Source organism: Mesorhizobium sp. WSM4306 (assembly GCF_007003975.1).
Lineage (GTDB): Bacteria > Pseudomonadota > Alphaproteobacteria > Rhizobiales > Rhizobiaceae > Mesorhizobium.
The window spans coordinates 131141-155139 of record NZ_VFTC01000005.1 but is presented as its reverse complement, the minus strand read 5'-3'; the positions used below and the strand labels follow the sequence as shown (position 1 = coordinate 155139).

Genomic DNA, 23999 nt, shown 5'->3' with positions numbered 1-23999 from the left:
ATATGCATAAAGTAGGACTGATGGCAGCGGTCGCTGCCATCATGGTGGCCTCACCTGCGTTGGCGCAGGAGATCACCGTATGGGACGTGAATGTCGACGAGCCCAGCAACGCGTCATACTATGATCACGCCAAGTCGGCTTTCGAAGCCGCCCATCCAGGCGCAACCCTGACTTTCCTGTCGCAGCCCGACGCCGAATACTACACGCTGCTGGGTACGGCTCTGGCCTCGAAAACAGGCCCGGACGTGATATGGGCCAATGGCGGCGCGCAGGCCAAGAATCTGGTCGGCGGCTTGGTTCCGCTCGATGACAAGCTGCCCGACCTCATCTCCAAGCTGGTCGGAAAATCGGCATTTACCGCCCCCGACGGCAAGTTGTACTTCATCCCGACGACCCTGCAGGGTCACGTCGTGTACTACAACAAGGCGCTCTACAAGGCCGCCGGTCTCGATCCGGACAAACCGCCGACGACCTGGGCCGAGATGACCAAGGTCTGCGATGCCTTCAAGGCGCAGGGCAAGACCGCCTGCTTCCTGATGGCCAATAAGGAAGGCTACGAGGCCGAATTCTTCCTGTCGGAAATGGCGAACCAGTCGCTGACCGCGCAGCAGCAGGTCGACTGGCTCACCGGAAAGCTCCACTGGTCGGATGCGCCCATCAAGGCAATCCTGCAGACCTGGGTCGATACCGCCAAGGATGGCTGGTACCAGGAAGGTGGCAACTCGCAGACCATGTTCATGGACGAGTTCACGCTGTTCTCCCAGGGCAGCGCGGGCAACGTCTGGGGCCTGCTGTCAAACGTTGCTCACTGGAAGGTGTTCGAGAAGGACATGGGCGTTGACAAAGTCGGCGTCTATCCGATGCCTTCGCCGACCGTTGCCGCCGATCAGCACCAAGGCGCGCCGGGCGTGCCGCTCGATGGCGGCGTCGGCTACGGCGTGAACAAGGACTCGCCGAACGTCGACCTCGCTCTTGATGCGGTGAAGACGCTGGCATCGCCTGAAGTGCTGACCTACCTGGTGAACGACGCGGGTATCGTTCCAGCAAACACCCTGGTCAACACGTCCGGTATCGACAGCCCTGGACTCAAGCGCATCATGGGCTGGCTGGCAACCAGCGCCGTGCCGACGACCCATGCCAACTCGTCGGCAGCAGAACTCGACGAATGGCATCGCCAGAGCCAATTGCTGCTCAACGGCGATACAACGGTCGACGCTGCCGCGGCGGCCCTGGACAAGGTCCAGGCGCAGGCCAAGCCTCAGAAATAATGGAACAAATTGGGGAGCGCCTCGGTGCTCCCTGTTTCTCTAAGCTTAGTGACTTGCCCATGGCCAGAAGTTCGTTGACCGAAACCGCCGTAGCCTCACGAACCCGCAAGCGTTCGCACCGCAGCCGCCGAGCCGAGGCCATCGTGGCGGTGCTGTTCCTCGTTCCGGCTCTCCTGCTGGTGCTGATGTTTCGCATCATTCCCCTGTTTTGGGGCTTCGGCATCTCGCTGACGAGCGCCACCGCGACCGATCCGGGCGAGTTCATCGGCGCGGCCAACTACCTGCGGGCACTTGACGATCCGAATTTCCGCTCCTCCATGGTCAATGCCGGGGCAATCCTGCTTGCAGTACCGTTCTTTGTGACGATCCCGATGATACTGGCGATCCTGATTGACCAGGGCGTTCCGGGACGCGGGTTTTTCCGCTCCGTCTATTTCTTTCCCGCCGTCCTTTCGAGCGTAATCATCGGCTCGATTTTCAGCATCGTGCTGGGTTTCAATGGAAGCCTCAACGGTGCCCTCAAGATGCTGGGCATCCCGGGCGTGGACTGGCTCGGTCGCTCCAGTACGGCATTGCCGGTGACGCTCATCATTCAGTCGTGGTCGACCTTCGGCATGGGCGTTCTCATCTTCCTTGCCGGCCTGTCGACCGTGCCCAGGGAGATGGTTGAGGCGGCGCGGCTCGAAGGCGCCAAGATGTGGCAGATCTGGTGGCATATCATCATTCCGGAGCTTCGCCCGATCATAGAGTTTTCGACGGTCATCACCACGATCGGCCTGCTGACATCGATGTTCGGGCTGATCTACGTGCTGACCGGCGGTGGACCGGGCACGTCGACAACAGTCCCCGAATATCTGATCTGGACCGCGCAGGGCCGGCTCAACCAGCCTGCCTACGCAGCGGCGCTTTCGATGATCTTGTTTGCAGTGACGGGTATTTTGGCCTGGCTGCAGATCCGCATGCTGTCGCGCAACGCAAACCTCTGAGGGACCGCAGTGGCTGGGGCAGGAAAACGGCAGAGGCTGAGCCTCAGGATTGCGGCGATCCCGATGGGATTGCTGGCGCTGAGTTGTCTTTATCCAATCTTCTTCGCGGTCAACAACGCGCTCAAGACCCGGCACGACTATCTGCTGGACCGTTTCGGGCTGGCGATGCAGCCGACATTCGACAATTTCGTGCAGGCCTGGACGCGGTCGCATCTCGACCAGTATTTCTTCAATTCGGTGATCACCACGGCTGGCGCGGTGATCCTGCTGATGGTCATCTCGTCCCTTGCCGGCTTTGCACTGGCTTGCCTGCGCTTTCCCTATCGGCGCTTCATATTCGTTGTGATCCTGTCATCGCTGATGATTCCCGTGCAGGTCGTGCTCGTGCCTTACATGCGCACCATGGTTGGCCTGCACCTGATCGACACGCGTATCGGACTCATCCTGTCCTACACGGCGTTCTTTCTGCCGTTCTCCGTCTACATGATGACAGCGTTCTATTCCGGCCTGCCCCGCGAGTTGATCGAGGCGGCGCGAATCGACGGTGCCAAACTGCTGCAGGTCTGGTGGCACGTGATGGTGCCCCTCGGGATGCCGGCGATGATAACGCTCGGCATTCTCAACACCCTCAACTGCTGGAACGACGTCCTGATAGCCTTGCTGACGATGCAGAAGAACCGCACTCTCATGGTGGGAATTTCCGCTCTGAAGGGCCAGTATTCCGACCAGATTCCGCTGTTCACGGCCGGAATTGTCATCGCGGCGGCGCCAATCGTCATCCTTTACATCATTTTCCAGCGGCGGATCGTGTCGGGCATCGCTGTCGGCGCAGTGAAAGGCTAGTCATGGCGCGTGTTGAACTCAAACACGTCAGCAAAAGCTTCGGTGCAAGCCAGGTCGTCCACGATGTTTCGCTGGCGATCGAGGAAGGCGAGTTCACCGTGTTCGTGGGTCCGTCGGGCTGCGGGAAATCGACCCTGTTGCGGATGATTGCGGGTCTCGAGGAGACGAGCAGCGGTGAGATCTTCATCGGCGAGACCGATGTCACCGACGCGGAGCCGTCCGACCGCGGCCTTGCGATGGTGTTCCAGTCCTATGCGCTTTATCCGCATATGACGGTGGCGGACAATATGAGCTTCGGTTTGCGCATGACGCATCGGCCGAAGCAGGAAATTGCCGAGAAGGTCGCGAGGGCGGCGAAGATCCTGCGCCTGGAGGAGTATCTTCAGCGCAAGCCGGCGCAACTATCCGGAGGGCAGCGCCAGCGTGTCGCCATCGGTCGCGCCATCGTGCGCGACCCCAAGGTGTTTCTGTTCGACGAGCCGCTCAGCAATCTCGACGCCGAGTTGCGGGTGCAGATGCGGGTCGAGATTTCCAAGCTTCACACCATGCTTGGCAACACGATGATTTACGTCACGCACGATCAGACCGAAGCTCTGACGATGGCGGATCGGATCGTGGTGCTGCGGGACGGACGCATCGAGCAGATTGGAACGCCGCTCGGTCTCTATCACGACCCGGACAATGCGTTCGTTGCCGGTTTCATCGGCTCTCCACGAATGAATTTCCTGTCGGCGACCGCGCAAGCCGGCGGGCGGCTTGCGGTAGGGGGTATCGAAATCCAAAGCCCGGTGCCGACCAGATTCGAACCCGGGACGACCTTGCAGCTAGGGCTCAGGCCCGAGCACCTCGACCTGCGGGAGGGCCCCGGCTTGAGGGCGACCGTGGAATTCGTGGAGGCACTGGGATCCACCTGCTATCTCCACGCGACGCTGGCAACCGGGGAGACGATAGTCGCGGAGCGCCGGTCGTCTCTGCCCAGGACAGGCGACACGATCACACTCCATTTCGCGCCCGCGTCGGCACAGATCTTTGGAGAAGGCGGCGAGCGCATCCGATGACCGATGTTGTTGATTGCCGCAACTGGATCGTCACCCGACGCTGCCCACCGCGTGTCGGCGCAACGGCATCGCCGCATTGAACACGGCTCGGACACCCCACTCTATGAGCCGATAAGCTTCGTCATACGGTCCGATCCCTCGGTTCCACTCACTCCAAGATCGCGAACGCTGCTCATGTGATTGGCGCCGGCGAGGGCGGTTTGAGAGACATGCAGCCCCAGCTTTCGCAGATGCTTTGCAAATGCGTCGGCCTGGCGATGGAATGGCGGCGTTTCCGCTGCGGCAACTGCGATCTCAACCTCTACCGCCGGATCGAAGCGATGTGTCAGCGGCGAGAAACTGGCGACCTCGTCATCCGTTATCGCGATCTCGCCGGCAAGGAACGAGGTCTGCAAAGGCTTCAAGTCGTACAGGCCGCCGAGCAGCAGCGCGCCTTTGACGTTCGACGATCGATTGGGATCATTGAACAGCATCGTTGCCAGGTGAGCGCCGGCTGAGTGTCCGCTGACAGTCAGTCGGTCGGGATCGCCGCCATGCTCGGCGATGTGCTCGAGCACCCAACGCTTGGCTCGGCGCACCTGATCGGCGATGGCCGCCATCCTCACCGACGGCATCAGTGCGTAGTCGACGATGACCGCGATCGCACCTGCCCGCGTCACGGTGTCCGCGACATAGGAATAGTCCCGCTTGGAGAACATCCGCCAGTAGCCACCGTGGATGAACATATGAACCGGCAGGCGATCGCGTTTTCCCGGGGGAAAGAACAGATCGACGGTTTCGGCGTCGTCCGGCCCATAGGCAACATCGGCGACGGTCTGAATTCTCGCCCTGGTTTCCGCGCTGCGGCGAACGATCTCGGCGACGATATCGTCGAATTCGGGAACGTGGTCGCGGATGCGAAAAGGATCCTTGATCACGCCTGCGCCCTCATATCGTCACGGCGATGTACTTGGCTTCCAGGAACTCGCTGATGCCGTGCTTTTGCCCGCCTTCGCGCCCCAGCCCACTCTGCTTGACGCCTCCGAAGGGAGCTGCGGGGTCGGACATGAGGCCCCGGTTCAGCGCAATCATACCGGACTCGATCCTCGATGCCACGCGCATGCCCTTGGCCAGGTCGCGGGTGTAGATGTAGGCCGCCAGGCCGTATTCGGTGTCGTTGGCGCGTGCGATGACTTCGGCCTCATCGTCGAAGCGCATGATTGGAGCGACCGGCCCGAATATTTCCTGATGCGCCATCTCGGCAGTTGGGGGCACATCGCAAAGAACCGTTGGCGGGTAGAAATAGCCCTTGGCATCCGCGACAGCGCCTCCGCACAGGATCCTCGCGCCGCGATGAACCGCATCCTTGACGAGCCGGTCGATCTTCTCGACGGCCTTGCGAGTGATCATCGGGCCGCATTCGGTCTCGGCGTCGATGCCGGGGCCTATCTGGAGTGCGGCCATGCGTTTGCGCAGTCCCTCCGCGAACGCGTCATGAATACCCGCCTGGACATAAAGCCGGTTGGCGGCCGTGCATGCCTCGCCAGCGTTGCGCATCTTGGCGATCATTGCCCCGTCGAGAGCAGCCTCCAGGTCGGCGTCATCGAAGACGATAAAGGGAGCGTTGCCGCCAAGCTCCATCGAACAAGAGATGACGTGCCTGGCGGCTTCGGCCAGAAGAACGCGCCCGACGCCGGTTGAGCCGGTGAACGAAAGTTTGCGGACCCGCGGATCAGCCAGCATCGCGGCGGTCAGCGGGCCGGGGTTGGAAGTCGTGAGAACGTTAATGACGCCAGGCGGGACGCCAGCGTCCTCGTAAAGCGCGGCAAGGGCGTAGGCGGTCAACGGCGTTTCGCTGGCGGGCTTGAGGATGACGGTGCAGCCGGCCGCGAGTGCCGGCGCGATCTTGCGTGTGGCCATGGCGGCAGGAAAGTTCCACGGTGTGACGAGCACGCATATGCCGATAGGCTGGTAGTCGACGACGATACGGTTTGCGCCCGAAGGTGCGAGGCCGAACTCGCCGCTGATGCGGACCGCTTCCTCGGCGTTCCAACGGAAGAACTCGGCCGCATAAGCAACTTCGCCGCGCGCGTCGCGCAGTGCCTTGCCGTTCTCCAGCGAAATCAGCGCGGCCAACGTTTCCGCCCGTTCGGTCATCAGTTCGAAGCACCGTCTCAGGATTTCCGACCGCTTGCGTGGGGCGGTCTCGCGCCACCCGGCCGCCGCCTTGGCGGCCGCGTTGACGGCGGCGGCCGCGTCAGCGGGCGTAGCATCGGGAACGGCCGCGATGACGGCTTCCGTCGATGGATCGAACACTTCGATAACGCGCCCGTCGGACGAGGGCCGCCATTGCCCGCCGATATAGAGCCCGTGTGAGAACGTGGCATATTCGGAGATGTCGGCCTCCTCGTCAAAAACCACCGGAGAAATATTCATGAGATGTGTCTCCCTCCTTCACATCAGACTGGCGGACATGTCGCCGTCATAAGCGGCATGCACCAACCGTCGCATCGAAGCGGCATCGAAAGGGCGGGGGTTGTTCTTGATCAAGCGATCGATGCCGAGCGCCTGCTCGGCGGTCCACTCGATCTTGCCGGCAGGCAAGTCCAACTCGGCCAGCGTTCGTGTGATGCCGATCGCGCCGAACAGCCGCGAAACCTCCGCAATGGTCGCGTAAGCCCTTTGCTCGAGGTCATTGCCCGCCTGGGGGAGACCGAGCGCGGTCCCAACCTCTGCGAATTCGCTGACGGCAGCGGGCAAATTGTAGTTCATCACGTAGGGAAGCATGGTCGCCACTCCCAATCCATGCGGCGTGTGGGTGAGCGCGCCAACCGGATATTGCACGGCATGGGCGGCCGCTGTTCCGGCCGTACCGAAGGCGCAGCCGGCCGCCAGGGCCCCCATCATCACATCGGCGCGCGCATCCTCGTCCGAACCGTTGCGGTAGGCCCTTTCCAGGCTGCGGCCAAGGAGCTTGATGGCCAGCAGCGCGAAGTGGTCGGTAAGAGCGCTCTTTCCTACAAAGACATGCTGCTGCGGCAAGCTGGGGTCGCTGCCCCGCTTTGCTGCCGTAAAGGCTTCGATGGCGTGCGTCAGGGCATCGGCGCCGGCGATTGCCGTGAGCGCGGGCGGGCAGGTCGCGGTCAGCTCCGGGTCGCACAGCGCGACGGCGGCGATGAGGTGGGGACTTGAAATGCCGACCTTCAGCAGGCGCTCCGGATCGGAAATGACGGCTACGGGGGTCACTTCCGAGCCGGTGCCGGCGGTGGTCGGCACGGCAATCAACGGAAGCGTCGGCCCGGGCACCTTGAACTCACCGTAGTAGTCCTGAAGCCTGCCGCCATGACTGATCAGCAGCGCAGCGCATTTGGCCATGTCGAGGCAGCTTCCGCCACCGATCCCGATGACCATGTCAGGTCTAAAATCCTCCGCCTCGGCTACGCAGACCGCGACGCTGTCCCGCGGCACATCCGGCAGGGTGCGGTCGTAGACAAGGATTTCAAGCGAGGCTTTTCTCAGCGCCGCCATCATCTCGGCAAATGCCGCCGTTGCCGCGAAGCGCTCGTCGGTGCAGACGAATGCGCGCTTGCCATGCCTGGATGCGACGTGCGGCAGCACCTGGCGCTGGCCCTTGCCGAACAAGATCTCACGCGGCAATCGCGCTGCGGCGAACAATGTCATCGACTGAGCCCTTCAATATGGATCGGCGATCCATGGTCCCCATCAGGAAGTATCCGCTATAAAATCGTATAGGATATAGGATTGAATTGGCCGGAGCATCGTGTTAGTGGTCCTTCCTGTCAAGAGGCAAAAAATGCAGACTCCCATCGTGACAGTTGATGACGAAGCGCGGCCGACAGGGCGCATTCAGCGCGCCAACAGCCTGGCCGGGGACGTCTACGAGGCGATCTTCCAGCAACTGATGTCGCTCAGGATTGCGCCGGGATCCCGGATAACGGTCGACAATCTCGTCAGGGAGCTTGATGTCTCGCATACGCCGATTCGCGAGGCTCTTGGGCGCCTGGAGGGCGAGGGCCTGGTGATCAAGACCCATCTGATCGGCTATCGCGCCGCGCCGCAGATCACACGGCGGCGTTTTGATGAACTTTACGAATTGCGGCTGTTGCTTGAGCCTGCCGCCGCAGCCAAGGCAGTTGCAAGCCTGGACGATACCCGGTTGGCTGTTCTGCGGGAGGCTGCGGGGGTCATGACGCGCCGCGAGGGCAGGGACGAACGTCTCCGCTATTCGAACTTCGCCCGCCAGGATGCGATCTTCCACGACAAGATCATGGAGTTCGCGCAGAACGAACTCATCCGCGAGACGCTGAACCACCAGCACACGCATTTTCACATTTTCCGGCTGATGTACCACTCGCGCGTTACCGAGGAGGCGCTCGACGAGCACGAAGCCATCCTCTCGGCTTTCGCTGCCGGCGATGGAACTGCCGCGCGAAAGGCGATGAAGGCGCACATCGAGAACTCCAGGGACAGGCTCCTGCCTGCATTCGAGTAGCCAGTCGGATGTCGCCGGCAGTACGCGACAGCGAGCCCGAAACTTAAGGCGCGACGGCGTGCCTTGCCTGACAAACAACCAAGAGGAAGAATCATGCCTGCCAAAAAGATCCTGATGCTGACGGGAGAGTTCACCGAGGAATACGAAATCTTCGTCTATCAGCAGGCGATGGAGGCCGTAGGCCATACCATCCATGTCGTGTGTCCCGACAAGAACGCCGGGGACCGGATCAAGACCTCGCTGCACGACTTTGAGGGCGACCAGACTTACACCGAGAAGCCTGGCCACTACGCGCTGATCAACAAAACGTTTTCCGAAGCGGAAAGGCAGATTGCCCAGTATGATGCGGTCTATTGCGCCGGCGGCCGCGGGCCGGAATACATCCGCACCGACAAGCGCGTCCAGGCAATGGTGCGCCACTTCCACGAGGCCGGGAAGCCGATCTTCACGATCTGCCACGGCGTGCAGATCCTGATTGCGGTGGATGGTGTCGTGCGTGGCAAGAAGGTCGGCGCACTGGCAGCCTGCGAGCCGGAAGTCACGCTGGCGGGCGGCACCTATATCGACCTGTCGCCCACCGACGCCTATGTGGACGGCACCATGGTTTCGGCCAAAGGATGGACCGCACTTGCCGCCTTCATTCGCGAGTGTCTGAAGGTGCTGGGGACGGAAATCCGCCACAACTAGCCATTGCGCTCGAGACGACCGGAACCCCTGCCTGTAAAGGAGGTGTCGAATACGACGCTCGGCACAAATGCAGCGGGGGTCCCGGTCTCTTGTCGGGCCGAGGCGAGTTTCTCGCGACTTTGCGACGGGCCGCGACGTCCTTTCGATTGGAGTACGAAGGGCCGTGCTTCGCTTCTGCTACCAGCACACGAAACCGCCATCCACGATGAGATCGATGCCCGTAACGAAAGATGCAGCGCGGCTGGCCAGGAATACTGCCGGGCCTACCATCTCTTCGGGCGTCGCGAGGCGCCCCATCGGCGTATCGCGCTCGAAGTTCTTCACTTGCTCGGCCACTTCGGGCCTCCGGTTCATCGGGGTCAGCGTGTAGCCGGGGCTGAGCACGTTGAGCCGCAGCCCGCGGTCCGACCACTCCATCGCCAGGCTCTTGGTCATGTGAATGACCGCTGCCTTCGATGAGTTGTAGTGCGTCTGGAGGAGACCACGGTTGACGATCGAGCCGGACATGGAGGCCACGTTGATGATCGATCCCTTGCGGCGCGGCAGCATTACCCGAGCCTCGGCCTGACAAGACAAGAACACACCGCCAACGTTGATGCGGTAGAGTTCTTCCCAGGTTGCCAGCGGCAAGGTCTCGGCCGCATGCGCGCCACCTATACCCGCATTGTTGACAGCAACCGTAAGCGCGCCGAGTTCCTTTTCGATACGCTCGACGGCGGCGGCGAGATCGGCTTCCGACGTCACCGAGCCGGTTATCGCCAGCGCCTTGCGGCCGAGCTCGGTGATCCTTTGCGCCGTCGTCTCTAGCCCTCCCTTTGAGGCGTGACCGAAACACGCGACGTTGGCACCGGCCTCGGCAAGGCCGACCGCTATGGCCTGACCGATGCCACTGCCGGCGCCGGTGACCAGTGCGACCTCGCCATCCAGTTTGAACAGGTCCATTAGGGTGTTCCTTCCGATTTCCTTGATCGCACAAGCAGGTGAGCCAATACGACAGCAACGATGCAACTACTGAACGACGTTTTGGCGATCCGCATTCTGATCAACAGCCGAGAGAATGTTTGCGAGAGACGGCGACTGTTCACGACGCTCCTCCGGCACCCAGCGGAGAAAGCCGCCGATACGGCGTTGGACGCGGGCAAGCGCTTGCAGCCGGGCTCGGCCGGCCAGCGATCCGCTGATAGCGACCACCGTGATCGGGCCGACCTCGTCGCCTGCCGACATCGCCTCGTGCAAGAAGAGAGCTGCATGCGCCTGCAGAAATCGGCTCGTACCGAACTGGAAAATGGGCGTTATGATTTCCTCGGTCAACGATCGTCCTTTGTCAGTTCGTGAAGGTTGAGTTGCTGCGCATTCGCCCGCCTGCCAAAATATGATCCGCCTGCTGATGTCTGATCATGTTTGCGGAAGTCAGCCAGATCCCGCCACGTCGATGACGGCCTTGATCAGCCCGGACTTCTGCTGCGCCCAGTTCGCTATGTCGCGTGAGCTGTCACTCAGGGTCGTGCGGTGGGTGACGAGTTGGTCAATTGGTATCTTTCCAGCACGGATCGAGGCCATGACGTGCTGGAAGTCGGCGTGCGTCGCATTGCGACTGCCGATCAGCATCATTTCCCGCTTGTGGAATTCGGGGTCGGAGAAGCTTACCTCGTCCTTGATGACGCTGACCAATATCATGGCGCCGCCATGGGCCACGTAGCTGAACGCGGCCAGGATCGAGGTCTTGCTGCCGGTCGCGTCGAAGACGAGGTCGAAACAATCGCCGTCGGTTCGCTCTCGCACCAGGTCGACGGGTGACAGCAACGCACCATCGATGGCGGGAAATCCGAGTTTACCTTCGGCGAAGTCGAGCCGTTCCCTGCTCATGTCCATGATCGTCACCGCCTGGCCTGCGATACGCGCAAACAATGCCGTACCCAGTCCGATAGGTCCGGCGCCAATGACCAATGTGCGCACGCCTGCGGCAAGCCTGGAGCGCCTCACAGCGTGAGCGCCGATCGCCAGAAATTCGACAGCTGACGCCTCAACGAGCGACAATCCTGCAACCGGGTAGAGATTGGCAGCAGGCACCAGCAATTCTTCACACATGCCGCCGTCGCGATGGACGCCCAACACTTCGATCGATACGCAGCAATTCGGCTTGTCGTGACGGCACGCAATGCATTCGCTGCAGGCAAAATAGGGGTTTACCACGACCCGCTCACCGAGCCCGATGGCGACGCCTTCGCCGACAGCCGTCACGGTGCCAGAGAGTTCATGCCCCATGATACGCGGATAGGCCAGGTAGGGATGCTTGCCTTCAAAAATGTGGTAATCGGTGCCACAAATACCAACGTGGCTGATGCTGATGAGCGCCCAACCGGCGCCTGGCCGGCCGGGCGCCGGGCGATCTTCGAAGATCAATTCGCCGGGCTTTCGGCAAACGAGCGCTTTCATGCGCACCATCCTGAAATGTTCCAAAAGAGCCCGGCGGCCGGGTGACCGCCGGGCCAAGTTGGGGAGACTACTCGAAGTCTTTGACGTTCTTGAGCGTCACAAGGCCAGCCCCGGTGTCCACATTGGCTTCGACGGTTTCGCCGCGGATCGCCTTGACGACAGTGTCGATACCAAGTTCGCCCATTTTTGCCGGAAATTGTGCAACGCTGGCATCTTCCGCGCCCGACTTGATCGCTTCAACCTCACCGCAGCAGGCGTCGAAGCCGACCAGAATGATCTTGTCGTTGGCGATGCCCGCATTGCTGATCGACTTGACCGCTCCCGGGATCGGCGGGCCACAGGCCGAATAAATTGCCTTGAGATCTGGATTGGCGGTCAGGATGTCTTCAGTTACTGACGTGCCAAGCTCGAGCGTGCAATTGGTTGCACCCTTGCCGACGACGTCGACCTTGACGTCGCCGAGGCCTTCCATCATGCCGGTGACCCGGTCGTCCAGCGCAGGCACTCCGGGAACACCTTGCAGGATGCCGATCTTGTCGCCGCTCTTGAGCACGGTCTTCAGGTATTCTCCGGCGATCTTGCCGCCGTTGAGATTGTTGGTCGAAACCAGCGCTGTTGCGCCTTTCCAGTTCGGGATGCTGTTGTCGACGAGAACCACCTTGATGCCGGCAGCGACCGCCTTGTCGAGCGCCGGCGCAACGGTCGGATCGACAGGAGTGATCGCCAGACCCTTGACACCTTGGGTGATCATGGACTCGATCAGCGCGATCTGGCCTTCGATGTCGGTAGCCGCCTGGCCCTGGCCGGTGACCAGTTCAATCTCGGGATGAGCGGCTGCGTATTTCTTGGCGGCATCCTCCATGGTCGAATAAAACGGCACCGGGAATTTCGTAATCAGGCCGACCTTGATCTTGTCGGCGGCCGAAGCCGGTATCGCAAACGTAACGGCGATCGCCAGCCCAGCTAACAGTTTCAGGTTCATTGGCATTCCATTCCTCCCTTGGAATTGAGGCGTCTTCCGGCGGAAGTCGCTTCAGGCATTTGCGGACCGGAACGGCCCCCAAATCTCGAATGGCTCAGGCTCCAACAATCATTGAAACCAGCTCCTGCGTGTTGTCCTTGGTCGGCACCAGTTCGCCGACCTTGCGGCCCTGGCGCAGCACCACGGCGCGATCGGCAAGCTCGACGACATGCTCCATATTGTGGGTGATCAGGATGACGGCGTTACCCTGGTCGCGCAGGGCAGCGATCAGGTTGAGCACCTGGCGCGATTCACGCAGGCCAAGTGCGGCCGTCGGCTCGTCCAGGATCACGACCTTGCGGGCAAAAACGGTCGACCGGGCCACGGCGATGGCTTGCCTTTGGCCGCCGGACATCATGGCGACGACGGCATCCAGCCTTGGCAACGTGACTTTCAAATTGGCGAGCAGAATGCGCGTTTCGGCATCCATCCTGCGCTGTTGAAGAAATCGCATGCCGCGAGGAAGCCATTGCGGCCCGGCCAACTCGCGACCTGCGAAGAAATTCTGTCCGGGCGTCAGATTGTCGAACAGCGCCAGGTCTTGGTAGACGGTTTCGATGCCGGCAAAGCGCGCATCCGCAGGGGAGCGTATCTGCGTTGGCGCACCGTCCAGAATGATCGCGCCGGCATCGAGTTGGTGCACGCCACTGATGCATTTGGTCAGCGTCGACTTGCCAGCGCCGTTGTCGCCGAGAAGCCCCAGGATCTCGCCGCGCCGCACCTCGATGCTGACATCGTCCAGCGCCAGAACCGAGCCGAAACGCTTGGTTGCGCCGCGTACCGCCAGCACGGGATGGTCGGCGGCGGCGGCCTGGTCGACGTTGGCCGCAACGGCGCTCATGACTGCCTCCCGGCCTGCATGACACGCACACGCCCTTCGAGATAGTTGCGCAGCACGTCGGACTCGACCGCTATGACGATGACCACGCCGATGACGATGAGCTGGAAAAAGACATTGACGTTGAGCAGGTTGAGCGCGTTGCGGATGACGCCGATCATGATCGCGCCGATCAAGGCATGCCCGAGATGGCCACGGCCACCGAGGAAACTGGCGCCGCCGATGATCACCGCGGCAATCGTATCCAGCTCAAGCAGATTGCCGAACAAGGGCGATCCGGCGTCGGTGCGGCCGGCGAGTAGGACCGCGCCGATGCCGGCGCACAGCCCCGAGATCACATAGACCGAAACCAGAACCCAGGACACGGGAATGCCCATGCGCACGGCGGCGTCGGGCCGGCCGCCGACGGCATAGATCCAGCGCCCCCAGACCATGGTTTTAGCCATGACGAAGAGCAGCGCGGCAACGCCCGCAACCACAAAGACCGATCCAGGCAGACCCCAGACAGCTTCGCGGCCAAGCGCATCGATGGTATCCGGCATTCCAGGGATGGCGCGCCCATCGGCCAGCTGGAGGGCCAATCCTTTGGCGATGCTCAGTGTCGCCAGCGTGATGATGAAGGGATGCGGCAGCCGGCCAAAGACATAGAAGAGCCCGTTGATAGCGCCGACCGCCGCGCCACAGCCAACTATCACCGCGATCACCACGATGGCGGGCGCGCCGGCATGAAAGGTGAGGGCGCCGACGACGGAAGCAAGGGCAACGTTCGAGCCGACGGATAGATCGATCCCGCGTGTCAGGATGACCAGATGCTGACCCATCGCCACAACCGAGATGACGGCGGTCTGGGCGAGGATGTTGCTCAGGTTGCGCCCTGTCAGGAAATAAGGTGACAGAAAACTGAGGACGACGATCAGCAACGCCAGGATGATGACCGGACCGGCGCTCAGCAGGGCCAGGCCAAGTGCAAGGCCGGGAACGGCTTCTTGCTTCTTGGTTGCTGGCAATGCGGTCTCGCCGGCAGTGGTGCCGGTGTTTCCCGTTTCAGGCAAAATTCCCCTCCCGCCGAGGCTTGGTGCGCCGCGTCGTCAAAAACTCAGATCGTGCTTAGCTCCTCTTCTTATCGATAAAAAACAACTGACACGGTTGGGTCAAGTTGTTTTTTATGGATAAAGTTCATGCTAAAAAGAACAAGCTAATGTTTCGGGGAAGTCCTATGAGAACCGACACTGTCTACAAGAAGGCGTTCAACCGCGTCGCCAGTATGCTCCACGATGGAGAACTGGTCGGGGAACTTCCGTCCGAGAACGAGTTGAAACGGCGATTGGGCGTCAGCCGCACGACCGTACGAAAGGTGCTACAGGAACTTGTTCATCGCAAACTTATCGCTGAGCGCAACGGCATCCGGATGGCGGAGCGCACGGTAGACGAAAATGATTACTATCCCGACGCCGAAACCACACCGCGTGCCAAGCATGTCGAGCAGCAGTTCATGGAGTGGATGCTGCGGGGTGACACCAGACCCGGCACGAGCATAAACGAGCTCGAGCTTGCGCGGCAGTTCGGTGTTGCGACCAACGGAATCCGTGAGTTCCTGATCCGCTTCAGCCGGTTTGGGCTGATCGAAAAAAGGCCGAATACCGGTTGGCTGTTCAAGGGTTTCACCGAGGATTTCGCACTTGAGCTGTTCGAGATCCGGATGATGTTTGAATTGCGCTCGGCGCATCTGTTTTCACAGCAGCCTGAGAATTCCCCGCTATGGGCCAAGCTCGCCGCGCTCAAGATTGCGCATGTCGACCTGCTGAAGCGGATCGAAAGCCGCTTTCACGATTTCTCCGGCCTCGACAACCGGTTTCACCGGCTCATAAACGAGGCATCGCCAAACCGCTTCATCGACGACTTCTATGACATCATCAGCTTCATTTTTCACTATCACTACCAATGGAACAAGCAGGATGAAAAGCAGCGCAACAAGGCAGCGCTGCTTGAGCACATCACCTATATCGAGGCGCTCGAAAGCCGAAACTCCGTTCGGATTGCAAAGGCCTGTCGAGCGCATCTCGCTTCGGCAAAGGCAACGCTGATGCGTTCGCTGATTGCCCTTGAAGAATGACTGAGAGCACCTTTGGCTATCGGATGGCGCCGAGGTCGCTTCGCCGCGGCGGCGTGCCTTGCCGATGTCCTCCGCCATCGCCGATCGGCGCAAGCCAAGCCATGTGGGCTTACCCCCATAGAGTGAGCCCACACGGAAACCGGATTGCCGTGGACAAAACACGGGTTGCGTTACGGGCTGCTCCTGCACCCAGGCCTGGTTTTCCGCGGCGTCCCTTCCGTTCGAAGTAACTTCTCCCGCCCCAATTTGGCATGGGCTGCTTCTCCTAGGAGAGTTTGCGCGGAGTTTGCCGTACTAATATTGCTCCACCAGTCCTCAAAAAAGTACGGCAGAGATCCATCTAAGCCATTGAAAATATTGGTGATCCCGACAGGAATCGAACCTGTGACCTACAGATTAGGAATCTGCCGCTCTATCCTACTGAGCTACGGGACCACGCGGCCCGACACATAGCCGCTTCGGATCGTTTCGCCAAGAGGCTCGCCGAAGGCAAATCAAGAGGCCGGCCGAAGACAAATCGGCCGGCCTTTCGGCGGCATAGGTCAGGCGGCGAGTGCGGTTTCGGCCAGCTTCACCCAATAGCTCATGCCGTGCGGGATGACCTCGTCGTTGAAGTCGTAGGCCGGGTGGTGGAGGCCGGCGGTCTCGCCATTGCCGATGAAGATGAAGGCGCCGGGCCGGGCTTCCAGCATGTAGGAGAAATCCTCGCCGCCCATCACCGGCTGGATGGCGCGGTGAACCTGGGTGTCGCCGGCGACACTTGCCGCGACATCGCTGGCAAAGACCGTTTCTTCCGGATCGTTGAAGGTTACGGGGTAGTTGGCGTCATAGTCGACAGCGATTGTCGCGCCGAAAGCGGTGGCAATACCGTCGCAAATGGCGCGGATACGCTCTTCCGACTTCTTGGCGATCTCCTTTTTCAGCGTGCGCACCGTGCCGGCGATCTCGGCGGTCTCGGGAATGACGTTGTAGGCGTCGCCGGCGTGGAATTTGGTCACCGACACCACCACGGCCTCGACCGGGTCGGTGCTGCGCGAGGCAACGGTCTGCAAGGCGCCGACGAGTTGGCTCGCGATGACGATCGGGTCGATCGTGCCGTGCGGCATCGCCGCGTGGCCGCCGCGGCCCTTGACGGTGATGGTGAACTCGGCCGTCGCCGCCATGATCGGGCCCGGCCGGATGGCGAACTGGCCGACCGGCAAGCCCGGCATGTTGTGCATGCCGAACACCCTCGAAATGTCGAAGCGCTCCATCATGCCGTCCTTGACCATCTCGTTGCCGCCGCCGCCGCCTTCTTCGGCCGGCTGGAAGATGACCGCCACCGAGCCGGCGAAATTGCGCGTCTCGGTCAGATATTTGGCCGCGCCCAGCAGCATTGCCGTGTGGCCGTCATGGCCGCAGGCGTGCATCTTGCCGGGAACGGTCGAGGCATAGGGCTTGCCGGTGATCTCGTTGATCGGCAGCGCGTCCATGTCGGCGCGCAAGCCAATGGTCGCACCATCGCCCTTGCGGCCATGGATGATGCCGACGACGCCGGTCTTGCCGAGGCCCGTCACCACGTCGTCGCAGCCGAATTCCTTCAGCTTCTCGGTGACGAAGGCGGCGGTCTTGAAGACATCGAAATTCAGTTCTGGCGTCTGGTGCAAATGGCGGCGCCAGCCGGCAACTTCATCCTGCATCTCGGCGGCGCGGTTGAGAATCGGCATAATGGTTCCATCTCGCTGTTGGAGCAGACGGTCTGGCCTGCTGCTTTGCAATTGTGATTGCCAGGCACTTTGCCATCTTGGCGTCACATAGGGTAAATAGCACCGCAAACAACGTGATCCGGAAATTGAGGGCCGGATCTCATCATGCTGGCCATCGCGTAACGAAATCTTACGGAGCCAGGGGCGACTACGGCAAGAGGCGATTTCGGATTCCATGATGCGGCACAGCCATATCCTCAAATTACTGCTAACGGGCGCCTTGGCGCTGCCGATGCTGGCCGGGCCGGCTTCGGCCAATCCGGTTGTCCTGTTCGACCTGAACAGCGGCAAGGTGCTGCAGCATCGGGACGCCTTCAGCCGCTGGTATCCGGCTTCGCTGAGCAAGCTGATGACCGCCTATGTCACCTTCCGGGCGATTGCGGCTGGCGAGGTCCAGCTCGATTCACCAATCAAGGTGACCAAGCATTCGGCCGGCGAACCGCCGAGCAAGATGGGCTTCAAGCCTGGTTCGGTGATGCGGCTCGACAATGCGCTGAAGATGATGCTGGTCAAATCGGCCAATGACATCGCCATGGCCGTCGGCGAGAATATAGGCGGCTCGCAGGCCGGCTTCGCCATCCGCATGAACGCTGAAGCCGCGCGGCTCGGCATGACCGGGACGCATTTCGTCAACCCGAACGGGCTGTTTTCGCCGGAGCAGTATACGACGGCGCGTGACCTTGCCTTGCTGGTGATGGCGATCCGCAAGGAATTTCCGCAATACGCGCCCTGGTTTTCGATCGAAGGCCTTGCCGTCGGCAAGAGGGCGATCCCCAACTACAATCTGTTGATCGGCCGCTATCCCGGCGCCGACGGCATGAAAACCGGCTTCGTCTGTCCCTCGGGCTTCAACATGATTGGCTCTGCGACGCGCAATGGCCGCACGCTGGTCGCTGTCGTGCTTGGCGAAAAATCGGCGATCAGCCGCGCCGAGACCACCGCCAGACTGCTCGACCAGGGCTTTGCCATGTCCGAGCCGAACTGGCTCACGGTCGCTGCCATGCCTTCCTATGGCGACACCATGTCGCCCAACGACATGCATGACGAGATCTGCAAGAAGAAGGCCCCCGAAGAACAGTCCGAGGCAGCACCGCCGGTCGCCGTAAAAAACGCTGCGGCCGCGCCGAAATCGCCCTATCGGGAAAAGCTGGACCATGTGCCGACGCTGGTTGCCGTCGGCCTCGGCGGCGCCACCGGGCCGGCGCCGAAGGCAATGCTCGACCAGGGCGACCAGGAATTCGCCGATGTGCCGCTGCCGAGCTGGCGGCCCGACATCCCGGCGCCAAAGGGCTCGGAACCGGTCGTGGTGGGTTCGGCAACCGCGGTGCAAGGCGACCAGCCGGTCAAGGCCGCGAACTAGGCCGATGGCCAGTTTTCCGATACCCGTCACTGTGCTCACCGGCTTCCTCGGCGCCGGCAAGACGACATTGCTCAACCGGCTGCTCAAGGAGCCGGCGCTCGTCGATACCGCCGTCATCATCAACGAATTCGGCGAGGTGGCGATCGACCATCTCTTGGTCGAGCAGGCCTCGGACGGCATCATCCAGCTGTCCGATGGCTGCCTGTGCTGCACCGTGCGTGGCGAACTGGTCGACACGCTGGCCGACCTCGTCGACAGGCTGCAGACCGGTCGTATAGCCCGCCTTGCGCGCGTCGTCGTCGAAACCACCGGGCTCGCCGATCCGGCCCCGGTGCTGCAGTCGATCATGGCGCATCCGGCCCTTGTCCAGGCGTTCAGGCTCGACGGCGTCATCACGCTGGTCGACGCGGTCAACGGCAATGCCACGCTCGATGGTCATGTCGAGGCGGTCAAACAGGTGGCGGTGGCCGACCGTATCGTGCTGACCAAGGTCGATCTGGCCGGCGACACTGGCGATCTCGAGGCTTTGCGGGCGCGGCTCCGTCAGCTCAATCCAGGCGCTGTTGTGCTGGAAGCAGGCGCCAGCCAAACCGGCGTCGCGTCGCTGTTCGATTGCGGTCTCTACAACCCGGCGACCAAATCCGCCGATGTCCAGCGCTGGCTCGGCGAAGAAGCCACGCATGAACATCACCATGACCATGGCGGTCACCATCACCATGGCCACGGCGATCATGATCACGCCGAGCACCGCCACGATTCCCGTGTGCGCTCCTATTCGCTGGTCCATGACGGGCCGGTGCCGTTTTCGGCGATCGAGATGTTCCTCGACCTGCTGCGCTCGGCGCATGGCGACAAGCTTTTGCGCATGAAGGGCGTCATCGAACTCGCGGAAGACCCGTCACGGCCGCTGGTCGTCCACGGCGTGCAGAAGATCCTGCATCCGCCGGCGCGGCTGCCGTCCTGGCCGGACGGCCAGCGTGGCACCAGGCTGGTGCTGATCACGCTCGACATGCCGGAAGACTATGTGCGGCGGCTGTTTGCCGCCTTCACCAACCGGCCGTCGATCGACACGCCGGATCGTGCGGCGCTGGAGAGCAATCCGCTGGCGATTGCCGGGGGCTAGAGCATTTCTAGGGCGCTAAGCGCCGCGCTCGACCAGAAAGCGATGACCGCCGGCGACGGCCGCTGTTTCAACCAGCTGGTGGCCAGCGTCGGCGCAAAAGGCGGGAATATCGATGACGGCCAGCGGGTCGGTGGTCTCCAGCCACAGCCGGCTGCCCGGCTGCATCGCCGCCAGGCGCTTTTTCGCCTTGAGAACGGGCAAGGGGCAGTTCAGCCCCTTGAGATCATAGATCGCGGCCAAGGAGAAACCTCAGCCGCCGAACATGCCGAGCAGCTTGTTCTTGATCTTTGACAGCCGGCTTTCGTCGGCCTGCGGCTCGGCCGGGGCTGCCTCGACGCTGGCGGTAGCGACCGGCTGCTGGGCCGCCTGCTTGGCTGCTTCCTTTTCGGCTATCGCCTGGGCCTTGGCCGCTTCCTTTTCAGCCAGTGCCTGGGCCTTGGCGGCTTTCGCGGCCTCGATGGCCGCAACCCGCTGTTCCTCGGCCTTGCGCTTGGCTTCCTTCTCGGCGTCGAGCGCCGCCATCTTGCGGCCGGCCGGCGAATCGATGCGGCCCATGCGCGCCGTCTCGGTCACCGTGCCGTCGGAATTGAGAGACGGTGGGTCGATCGGCACTCGCTCGCCGCGGGCGCGGCGCTTCGACCAGTCGGAAACGATGCTGGCTTCCTTGATGCCGGCAATGGTCGGCTTGGGCGCCGGCACGCTGGTCTTGACCGCGCCGGTGAAGGCCGCGTCATAGCTGCTTTGATAGGCGTTGTAGGCGCTCTTCAGCGAATCTGGCTGCGTGGTCGCAGGGCAGGCGCCGGTCGGATCGAAGGTCGTCCCTTCAGGCGCCACCTGGTTGAAGACATAGCGCTTCTCGCAGACATCGACCTTCGGCGGCACCTTGGTGATCTCGAAATTGTCGTAGCCGACTTTCAGCATCTTCCAGAACTCGTAGTTCGGGTCGTTGCGATAGCGCGCCATGTTGGCGGCGGTCATGCGGAACGGAAAGGCCTGGATCTGGAACTCGGTCTGGCCGCCCTGGAAGGCGTCGCGGCCGAAAGCGTAGATCTGCTCGATCTGCGGATCGGTCATCGAATAGCAGCCCGACGACGAGCAGGCGCCGTGCACCATCAGATTGGCGCCGGTGCGGCCATTGGCACGGTCATAGGCGTTGGGATAGCCGATGTTGAAGGACAGGTGATAGTTCGAGCGCGGATTCATCTGCGAGGGGCGAACCGTGTAGAAGCCTTCCGGCGCCTGACGGTCGCCCTCGGTGTATTTCGGGCCAAGCTTGCCCGACCATTTGCAGATGTCGTAGCTGGCGACCATCTCGTAGCGGCCGGTGGTCTTGGCCTTCCAGATCTCGAGCTTGCCTTCTTCCTTGAAGATGCGGGCCATCACCGACGAGGTGCGGACCATGCCCTTGGCCTTCATGTCGGCGAGGATCTTGTCCGGCAGCGGCTTGTTGGCCTCCGGCGCGAAATTCTTCATCGAGGAATCGTTGCAGCCGGCAACGCCGAGGGCGGCGATCAGGATTCCGGTGCGGGCAAGCTTGGCAAACATGGTTACGGCTATGTCTTTTTCCCGGGGCGTGGGCTTCGCAGCCGCAGGCCAACACACTAAACCTTCACGGACCCTAAGCCCGTTAACCTTGAAAATTCCTTACCGCAAGCTCCGGATGGCTGCCCCCACGGCAATTCGCTCGATGTCACGGACTTTTCATTGAACCGAATGCGGCGGCATTTTTGTGGCGAAATTGCTCGCTGACGCCACATTACGGCGCCCGGCCGGCCTGAAATCAGAGGCTGCGGCCCATCGCCAGGTATTTTTCCCGGCGCTGCTCGCGAAAATCGGTGTTGGCGCCGGCAAAATCCTTCATCGTCTTTGCGATGAGATCGCCGGTGGCGGCGATCACCGTTTCAGGCGCACGCTGGGCGCCGCCGAGCGGCTCGGGAATGATGGCGTCGATGATCTTCATTTCCAGAAGATCCTGGGCGGTGATCTTCATGTTGGTCGCCGCATCCTTCGAACGCGTGGTGTCGCGCCACAGGATTGAGGCCGCACCCTCCGGTGAGATCACCGAATAGATGGCGTGTTCCAGCATGTAGACGCGGTTGGCGGTGGCGATGGCAATGGCGCCGCCCGAGCCGCCTTCGCCGATGACAACCGAGATCGACGGCACTTTGAGGCCAAGACAAGCCGAGGTCGACTGGGCGATGGCTTCGGCCTGGCCGCGCTCCTCGGCACCGACGCCGGGATAGGCGCCGGCGGTGTCGACCAGCGTCAGTAGCGGGATATTAAAGCGGTCGGCAAGCTCCATCAGCCGCACCGCCTTGCGGTAGCCTTCAGGGCGCACCGAACCGAAATTGTGCTTGAGCCGGCTCGCCGTGTCCGAGCCCTTTTCCTGGCCGATGACGGCCACCGGTTCGCCGCGGAAGCGGGCAAAGCCGCCGATGATCGCCTGGTCCTCGCCGAAATTGCGGTCGCCGGCGAGCGGCGTGAAATCGCTGAGCAGGCCCTTGATGTAGTCGAGGCAATGCGGCCTGTCGGTGTGGCGCGCCACCTGCACCTTCTGCCACGGCGTCAGTGCCTTGTAGATGTCGCGCAACGCGTCGCGCACGCGCTTCTCAAGCCGGCTGATTTCGTCGCCGACATCGACCGCCTCGCCATTCTCGGCAAGCTTCTTCAGCTCAAGGATCTTGAGTTCAAGGTCCTGCACCGGCTTTTCGAAATCGAGGTAATTGTACATTCTTGAGCGGACCGATGCGTCGGAAGGCAAAGAGGCGGGACCCGGGAAATGGCGGCTCCGCGCGGTGGAACGTGCCTTCACATAGCGATATGAGGCCTAGTCGGCAAGCGGATGATGATCGTTGACCAGCCGCACCAGCCGCTCCTCCAGCACATGCGTGTAAATCTGCGTGGTCGAGATATCGGCATGGCCGAGCAGCTGCTGCACCGCCCTGAGATCGGCGCCGTTCTGGAGGAGATGGCTGGCGAAAGCATGGCGCAGCACATGCGGCGATATTTTCGCCGCCGATATGCCGGCCCGTGCCGCAAGGCCTTTGAGGTCCCTGGCAAAGACCTGCCGGGAGAGATAGCCGCTGCCGCCGGCGGCCGGAAACAGAAACGGGCTGTCGGCGAAAGCCGGCCCCGTTTTGCGGGCCGCGAGCCAGGCCCGCATCGCCGTGCGCGCCTTGCCCGACAGCGGCACCATGCGCTCCTTGTCACCCTTGCCGCGCACCATGAAGAAGCGGTCGTCGCGCTGGGCAACGGTCACCGGCAGGCCGACCAATTCGGAGACGCGCAGGCCGGTGGCGTAGAGCACTTCGACCAGCGCGTGCAGACGCAGCGCCGCCAACCGCTCTCCGTGGCCCTCATCGGCGGCCTCGAGCGCCGCGCGGTCGAGCAGCCGGCCGGTATCGGCCTCGCTCATCGTCTTGGGCAGCGGTCGGCCCTTTTTCGGGCTGTCGAGCGTGCCGGTCGGGTCATCGCCGCGCAGGCCCTCGGTATAGAGAAATTTGAAGAACTGGCGGATCGCAGACAGTTTGCGCGCCTGCGAGGTCGGCGCAAAGCCGCGTGCGGCGATGTCGTCGAGATAGGCGCGGATGTCGGCCGCGGCGGCGGCGGCAAGCCCGCCGCCAATCTGCTGCGAGGCGTCTTCGAGATCGCGGCGATAGGAGGACAGCGTGTTTTCGGCGGCACCGCGTTCGGCGCTCATCATTTCGAGGAAGGCTTCGATGCGAGCCGCGCTGTTCATTTTTCCTGAAGTCAGTCTGCTTTGGATCAGTTTTTCTTCGGGTTCAGCTTTTCGGGCGGAATGCGCACGGTGATTTCCGCCTTTTTCGGCTCGACGAACATCGCCAGCGCCACCATCGTACCATAGGCAATGCCGGCGAGAATCATCAGTGTCACGACAAAGCGGAACAGTGTCGGCATCAATCTTCGCCCGTCTTCTTGCTTGCGATTCCAAACCCTGTGCCCTTATGGGACGCTAATTCCGTCAATTCAAGGACGAAGGGCTCTGTGCGCGAGGGGCGCCATGCTTGA

At 61.9% G+C, this 23999-nt stretch carries 24 protein-coding genes and 1 tRNA gene; 9 read left to right on the top strand and 16 right to left on the bottom strand.

Annotation, left to right across the window (positions count from 1 at the left end; all coding sequences use genetic code 11):
* Positions 1-2: 2 nt before the first annotated feature.
* From FJV77_RS09255 to ugpC, 4 genes are read left to right on the top strand one after another with little or no spacing between them, the layout of a single operon-like run.
* On the top strand, positions 3-1268 hold the full coding sequence (locus FJV77_RS09255; RefSeq protein ID WP_142866494.1) for an extracellular solute-binding protein: 1266 nt from the start codon (positions 3-5) through the stop codon (positions 1266-1268).
* Positions 1166-2254 (top strand): sugar ABC transporter permease, encoded by a 1089-nt coding sequence (locus FJV77_RS09250; RefSeq protein ID WP_246691197.1) that lies wholly within the window; start codon positions 1166-1168, stop codon positions 2252-2254. Before FJV77_RS09255 ends, FJV77_RS09250 begins: the two co-directional genes overlap by 103 nt.
* Positions 2255-2263: 9 nt before the next feature.
* A complete protein-coding gene (locus FJV77_RS09245) occupies positions 2264-3097 on the top strand; it encodes a carbohydrate ABC transporter permease (RefSeq protein ID WP_210246351.1) in 834 nt (277 codons plus the stop codon).
* A 2-nt stretch (positions 3098-3099) separates the two neighbouring features.
* The gene (ugpC, locus tag FJV77_RS09240; RefSeq protein ID WP_142866493.1) at positions 3100-4155 is read left to right on the top strand and encodes a sn-glycerol-3-phosphate ABC transporter ATP-binding protein UgpC; all 1056 of its coding nucleotides are present in this window, start codon (positions 3100-3102) and stop codon (positions 4153-4155) included.
* A 101-nt stretch (positions 4156-4256) separates the two neighbouring features.
* Here ugpC and FJV77_RS09235 read toward each other — a convergent pair whose 3' ends face one another.
* The 3 genes from FJV77_RS09235 to FJV77_RS09225 are packed head-to-tail and all read right to left on the bottom strand — an operon-like array spanning position 4257 to position 7815.
* Positions 4257-5072: an alpha/beta hydrolase gene (locus FJV77_RS09235; RefSeq protein WP_142866492.1), complete on the bottom strand. Its 816-nt coding sequence runs from the start codon at positions 5070-5072 to the stop codon at positions 4257-4259.
* Positions 5073-5082: 10 nt separating this feature from the next.
* The gene (locus tag FJV77_RS09230; RefSeq protein ID WP_142866491.1) at positions 5083-6570 is read right to left on the bottom strand and encodes an NAD-dependent succinate-semialdehyde dehydrogenase; all 1488 of its coding nucleotides are present in this window, start codon (positions 6568-6570) and stop codon (positions 5083-5085) included.
* An 18-nt stretch (positions 6571-6588) separates the two neighbouring features.
* Positions 6589-7815 carry an iron-containing alcohol dehydrogenase gene (locus tag FJV77_RS09225; RefSeq protein ID WP_142866490.1) on the bottom strand — a complete coding sequence of 409 codons (1227 nt, stop codon included), beginning with the start codon at positions 7813-7815 and terminating at the stop codon, positions 6589-6591.
* Positions 7816-7948: 133 nt separating this feature from the next.
* On the opposite strand from FJV77_RS09225, the gene FJV77_RS09220 reads away from it, so the two are divergent.
* The gene (locus FJV77_RS09220) at positions 7949-8647 is read left to right on the top strand and encodes a GntR family transcriptional regulator (protein WP_142866489.1); all 699 of its coding nucleotides are present in this window, start codon (positions 7949-7951) and stop codon (positions 8645-8647) included.
* Positions 8648-8740: 93 nt separating this feature from the next.
* Positions 8741-9334, top strand: coding sequence for a DJ-1/PfpI family protein (locus tag FJV77_RS09215; protein WP_142866488.1), 594 nt, complete (start codon positions 8741-8743; stop codon positions 9332-9334).
* A 177-nt stretch (positions 9335-9511) separates the two neighbouring features.
* On the opposite strand, the gene FJV77_RS09210 is transcribed toward FJV77_RS09215, so the two are convergent.
* From FJV77_RS09210 to FJV77_RS09185, 6 genes are all read right to left on the bottom strand, one after another.
* A complete protein-coding gene (locus FJV77_RS09210; protein ID WP_142866487.1) occupies positions 9512-10276 on the bottom strand; it encodes an SDR family oxidoreductase in 765 nt (254 codons plus the stop codon).
* 66 nt (positions 10277-10342) lie between these two features.
* The gene (locus FJV77_RS32295; RefSeq protein WP_185970248.1) at positions 10343-10645 is read right to left on the bottom strand and encodes a hypothetical protein; all 303 of its coding nucleotides are present in this window, start codon (positions 10643-10645) and stop codon (positions 10343-10345) included.
* A 99-nt stretch (positions 10646-10744) separates the two neighbouring features.
* On the bottom strand, positions 10745-11770 hold the full coding sequence (locus FJV77_RS09200; RefSeq protein WP_142866486.1) for a zinc-binding alcohol dehydrogenase family protein: 1026 nt from the start codon (positions 11768-11770) through the stop codon (positions 10745-10747).
* Between the two features lie 67 nt (positions 11771-11837).
* The gene (locus FJV77_RS09195) at positions 11838-12752 is read right to left on the bottom strand and encodes a sugar ABC transporter substrate-binding protein (RefSeq protein ID WP_142866485.1); all 915 of its coding nucleotides are present in this window, start codon (positions 12750-12752) and stop codon (positions 11838-11840) included.
* Between the two features lie 94 nt (positions 12753-12846).
* The gene (locus tag FJV77_RS09190; protein ID WP_142866484.1) at positions 12847-13632 is read right to left on the bottom strand and encodes an ATP-binding cassette domain-containing protein; all 786 of its coding nucleotides are present in this window, start codon (positions 13630-13632) and stop codon (positions 12847-12849) included.
* Positions 13629-14681, bottom strand: coding sequence for an ABC transporter permease (locus tag FJV77_RS09185; protein ID WP_246691196.1), 1053 nt, complete (start codon positions 14679-14681; stop codon positions 13629-13631). The genes FJV77_RS09190 and FJV77_RS09185 overlap by 4 nt, the downstream gene beginning before the upstream one ends.
* A gap of 164 nt (positions 14682-14845) precedes the next feature.
* On the opposite strand from FJV77_RS09185, the gene FJV77_RS09180 reads away from it, so the two are divergent.
* Positions 14846-15742 carry a GntR family transcriptional regulator gene (locus tag FJV77_RS09180; RefSeq protein ID WP_142866573.1) on the top strand — a complete coding sequence of 299 codons (897 nt, stop codon included), beginning with the start codon at positions 14846-14848 and terminating at the stop codon, positions 15740-15742.
* A 358-nt stretch (positions 15743-16100) separates the two neighbouring features.
* Here FJV77_RS09180 and FJV77_RS09175 read toward each other — a convergent pair.
* Together FJV77_RS09175 and FJV77_RS09170 are read right to left on the bottom strand one after the other, a co-directional pair.
* Positions 16101-16177, bottom strand: a tRNA-Arg gene (locus FJV77_RS09175).
* Positions 16178-16284: 107 nt separating this feature from the next.
* Positions 16285-17448 carry a M20 aminoacylase family protein gene (locus tag FJV77_RS09170; protein ID WP_142866483.1) on the bottom strand — a complete coding sequence of 388 codons (1164 nt, stop codon included), beginning with the start codon at positions 17446-17448 and terminating at the stop codon, positions 16285-16287.
* A gap of 217 nt (positions 17449-17665) precedes the next feature.
* Between FJV77_RS09170 and FJV77_RS09165 the strand changes: the two genes are divergently transcribed.
* Both FJV77_RS09165 and FJV77_RS09160 read left to right on the top strand, forming a co-directional pair.
* Positions 17666-18847, top strand: a complete 1182-nt coding sequence (locus FJV77_RS09165; RefSeq protein ID WP_142866572.1) for a D-alanyl-D-alanine carboxypeptidase family protein — start codon at positions 17666-17668, stop codon at positions 18845-18847.
* A 4-nt stretch (positions 18848-18851) separates the two neighbouring features.
* Entirely contained in the window at positions 18852-19970 is a 1119-nt protein-coding gene (locus tag FJV77_RS09160; protein ID WP_142866482.1) for a GTP-binding protein, read from the top strand.
* Positions 19971-19985: 15 nt separating this feature from the next.
* On the opposite strand, the gene FJV77_RS09155 is transcribed toward FJV77_RS09160, so the two are convergent.
* The 5 genes from FJV77_RS09155 to FJV77_RS09135 form a co-directional block, all read right to left on the bottom strand.
* Positions 19986-20210: a sulfurtransferase TusA family protein gene (locus FJV77_RS09155; protein WP_142866481.1), complete on the bottom strand. Its 225-nt coding sequence runs from the start codon at positions 20208-20210 to the stop codon at positions 19986-19988.
* Between the two features lie 9 nt (positions 20211-20219).
* Positions 20220-21515, bottom strand: a complete 1296-nt coding sequence (locus FJV77_RS09150; RefSeq protein ID WP_142866480.1) for a murein L,D-transpeptidase family protein — start codon at positions 21513-21515, stop codon at positions 20220-20222.
* A 235-nt stretch (positions 21516-21750) separates the two neighbouring features.
* Entirely contained in the window at positions 21751-22701 is a 951-nt protein-coding gene (locus tag FJV77_RS09145) for an acetyl-CoA carboxylase carboxyltransferase subunit alpha (RefSeq protein ID WP_142866479.1), read from the bottom strand.
* Between the two features lie 96 nt (positions 22702-22797).
* Complete coding sequence (locus FJV77_RS09140; protein ID WP_142866478.1) at positions 22798-23709, bottom strand: site-specific tyrosine recombinase XerD; 912 nt, start codon at positions 23707-23709, stop codon at positions 22798-22800.
* 26 nt (positions 23710-23735) lie between these two features.
* Entirely contained in the window at positions 23736-23888 is a 153-nt protein-coding gene (locus tag FJV77_RS09135) for a histidine kinase (protein WP_142866477.1), read from the bottom strand.
* Positions 23889-23999 lie beyond the last annotated feature (111 nt).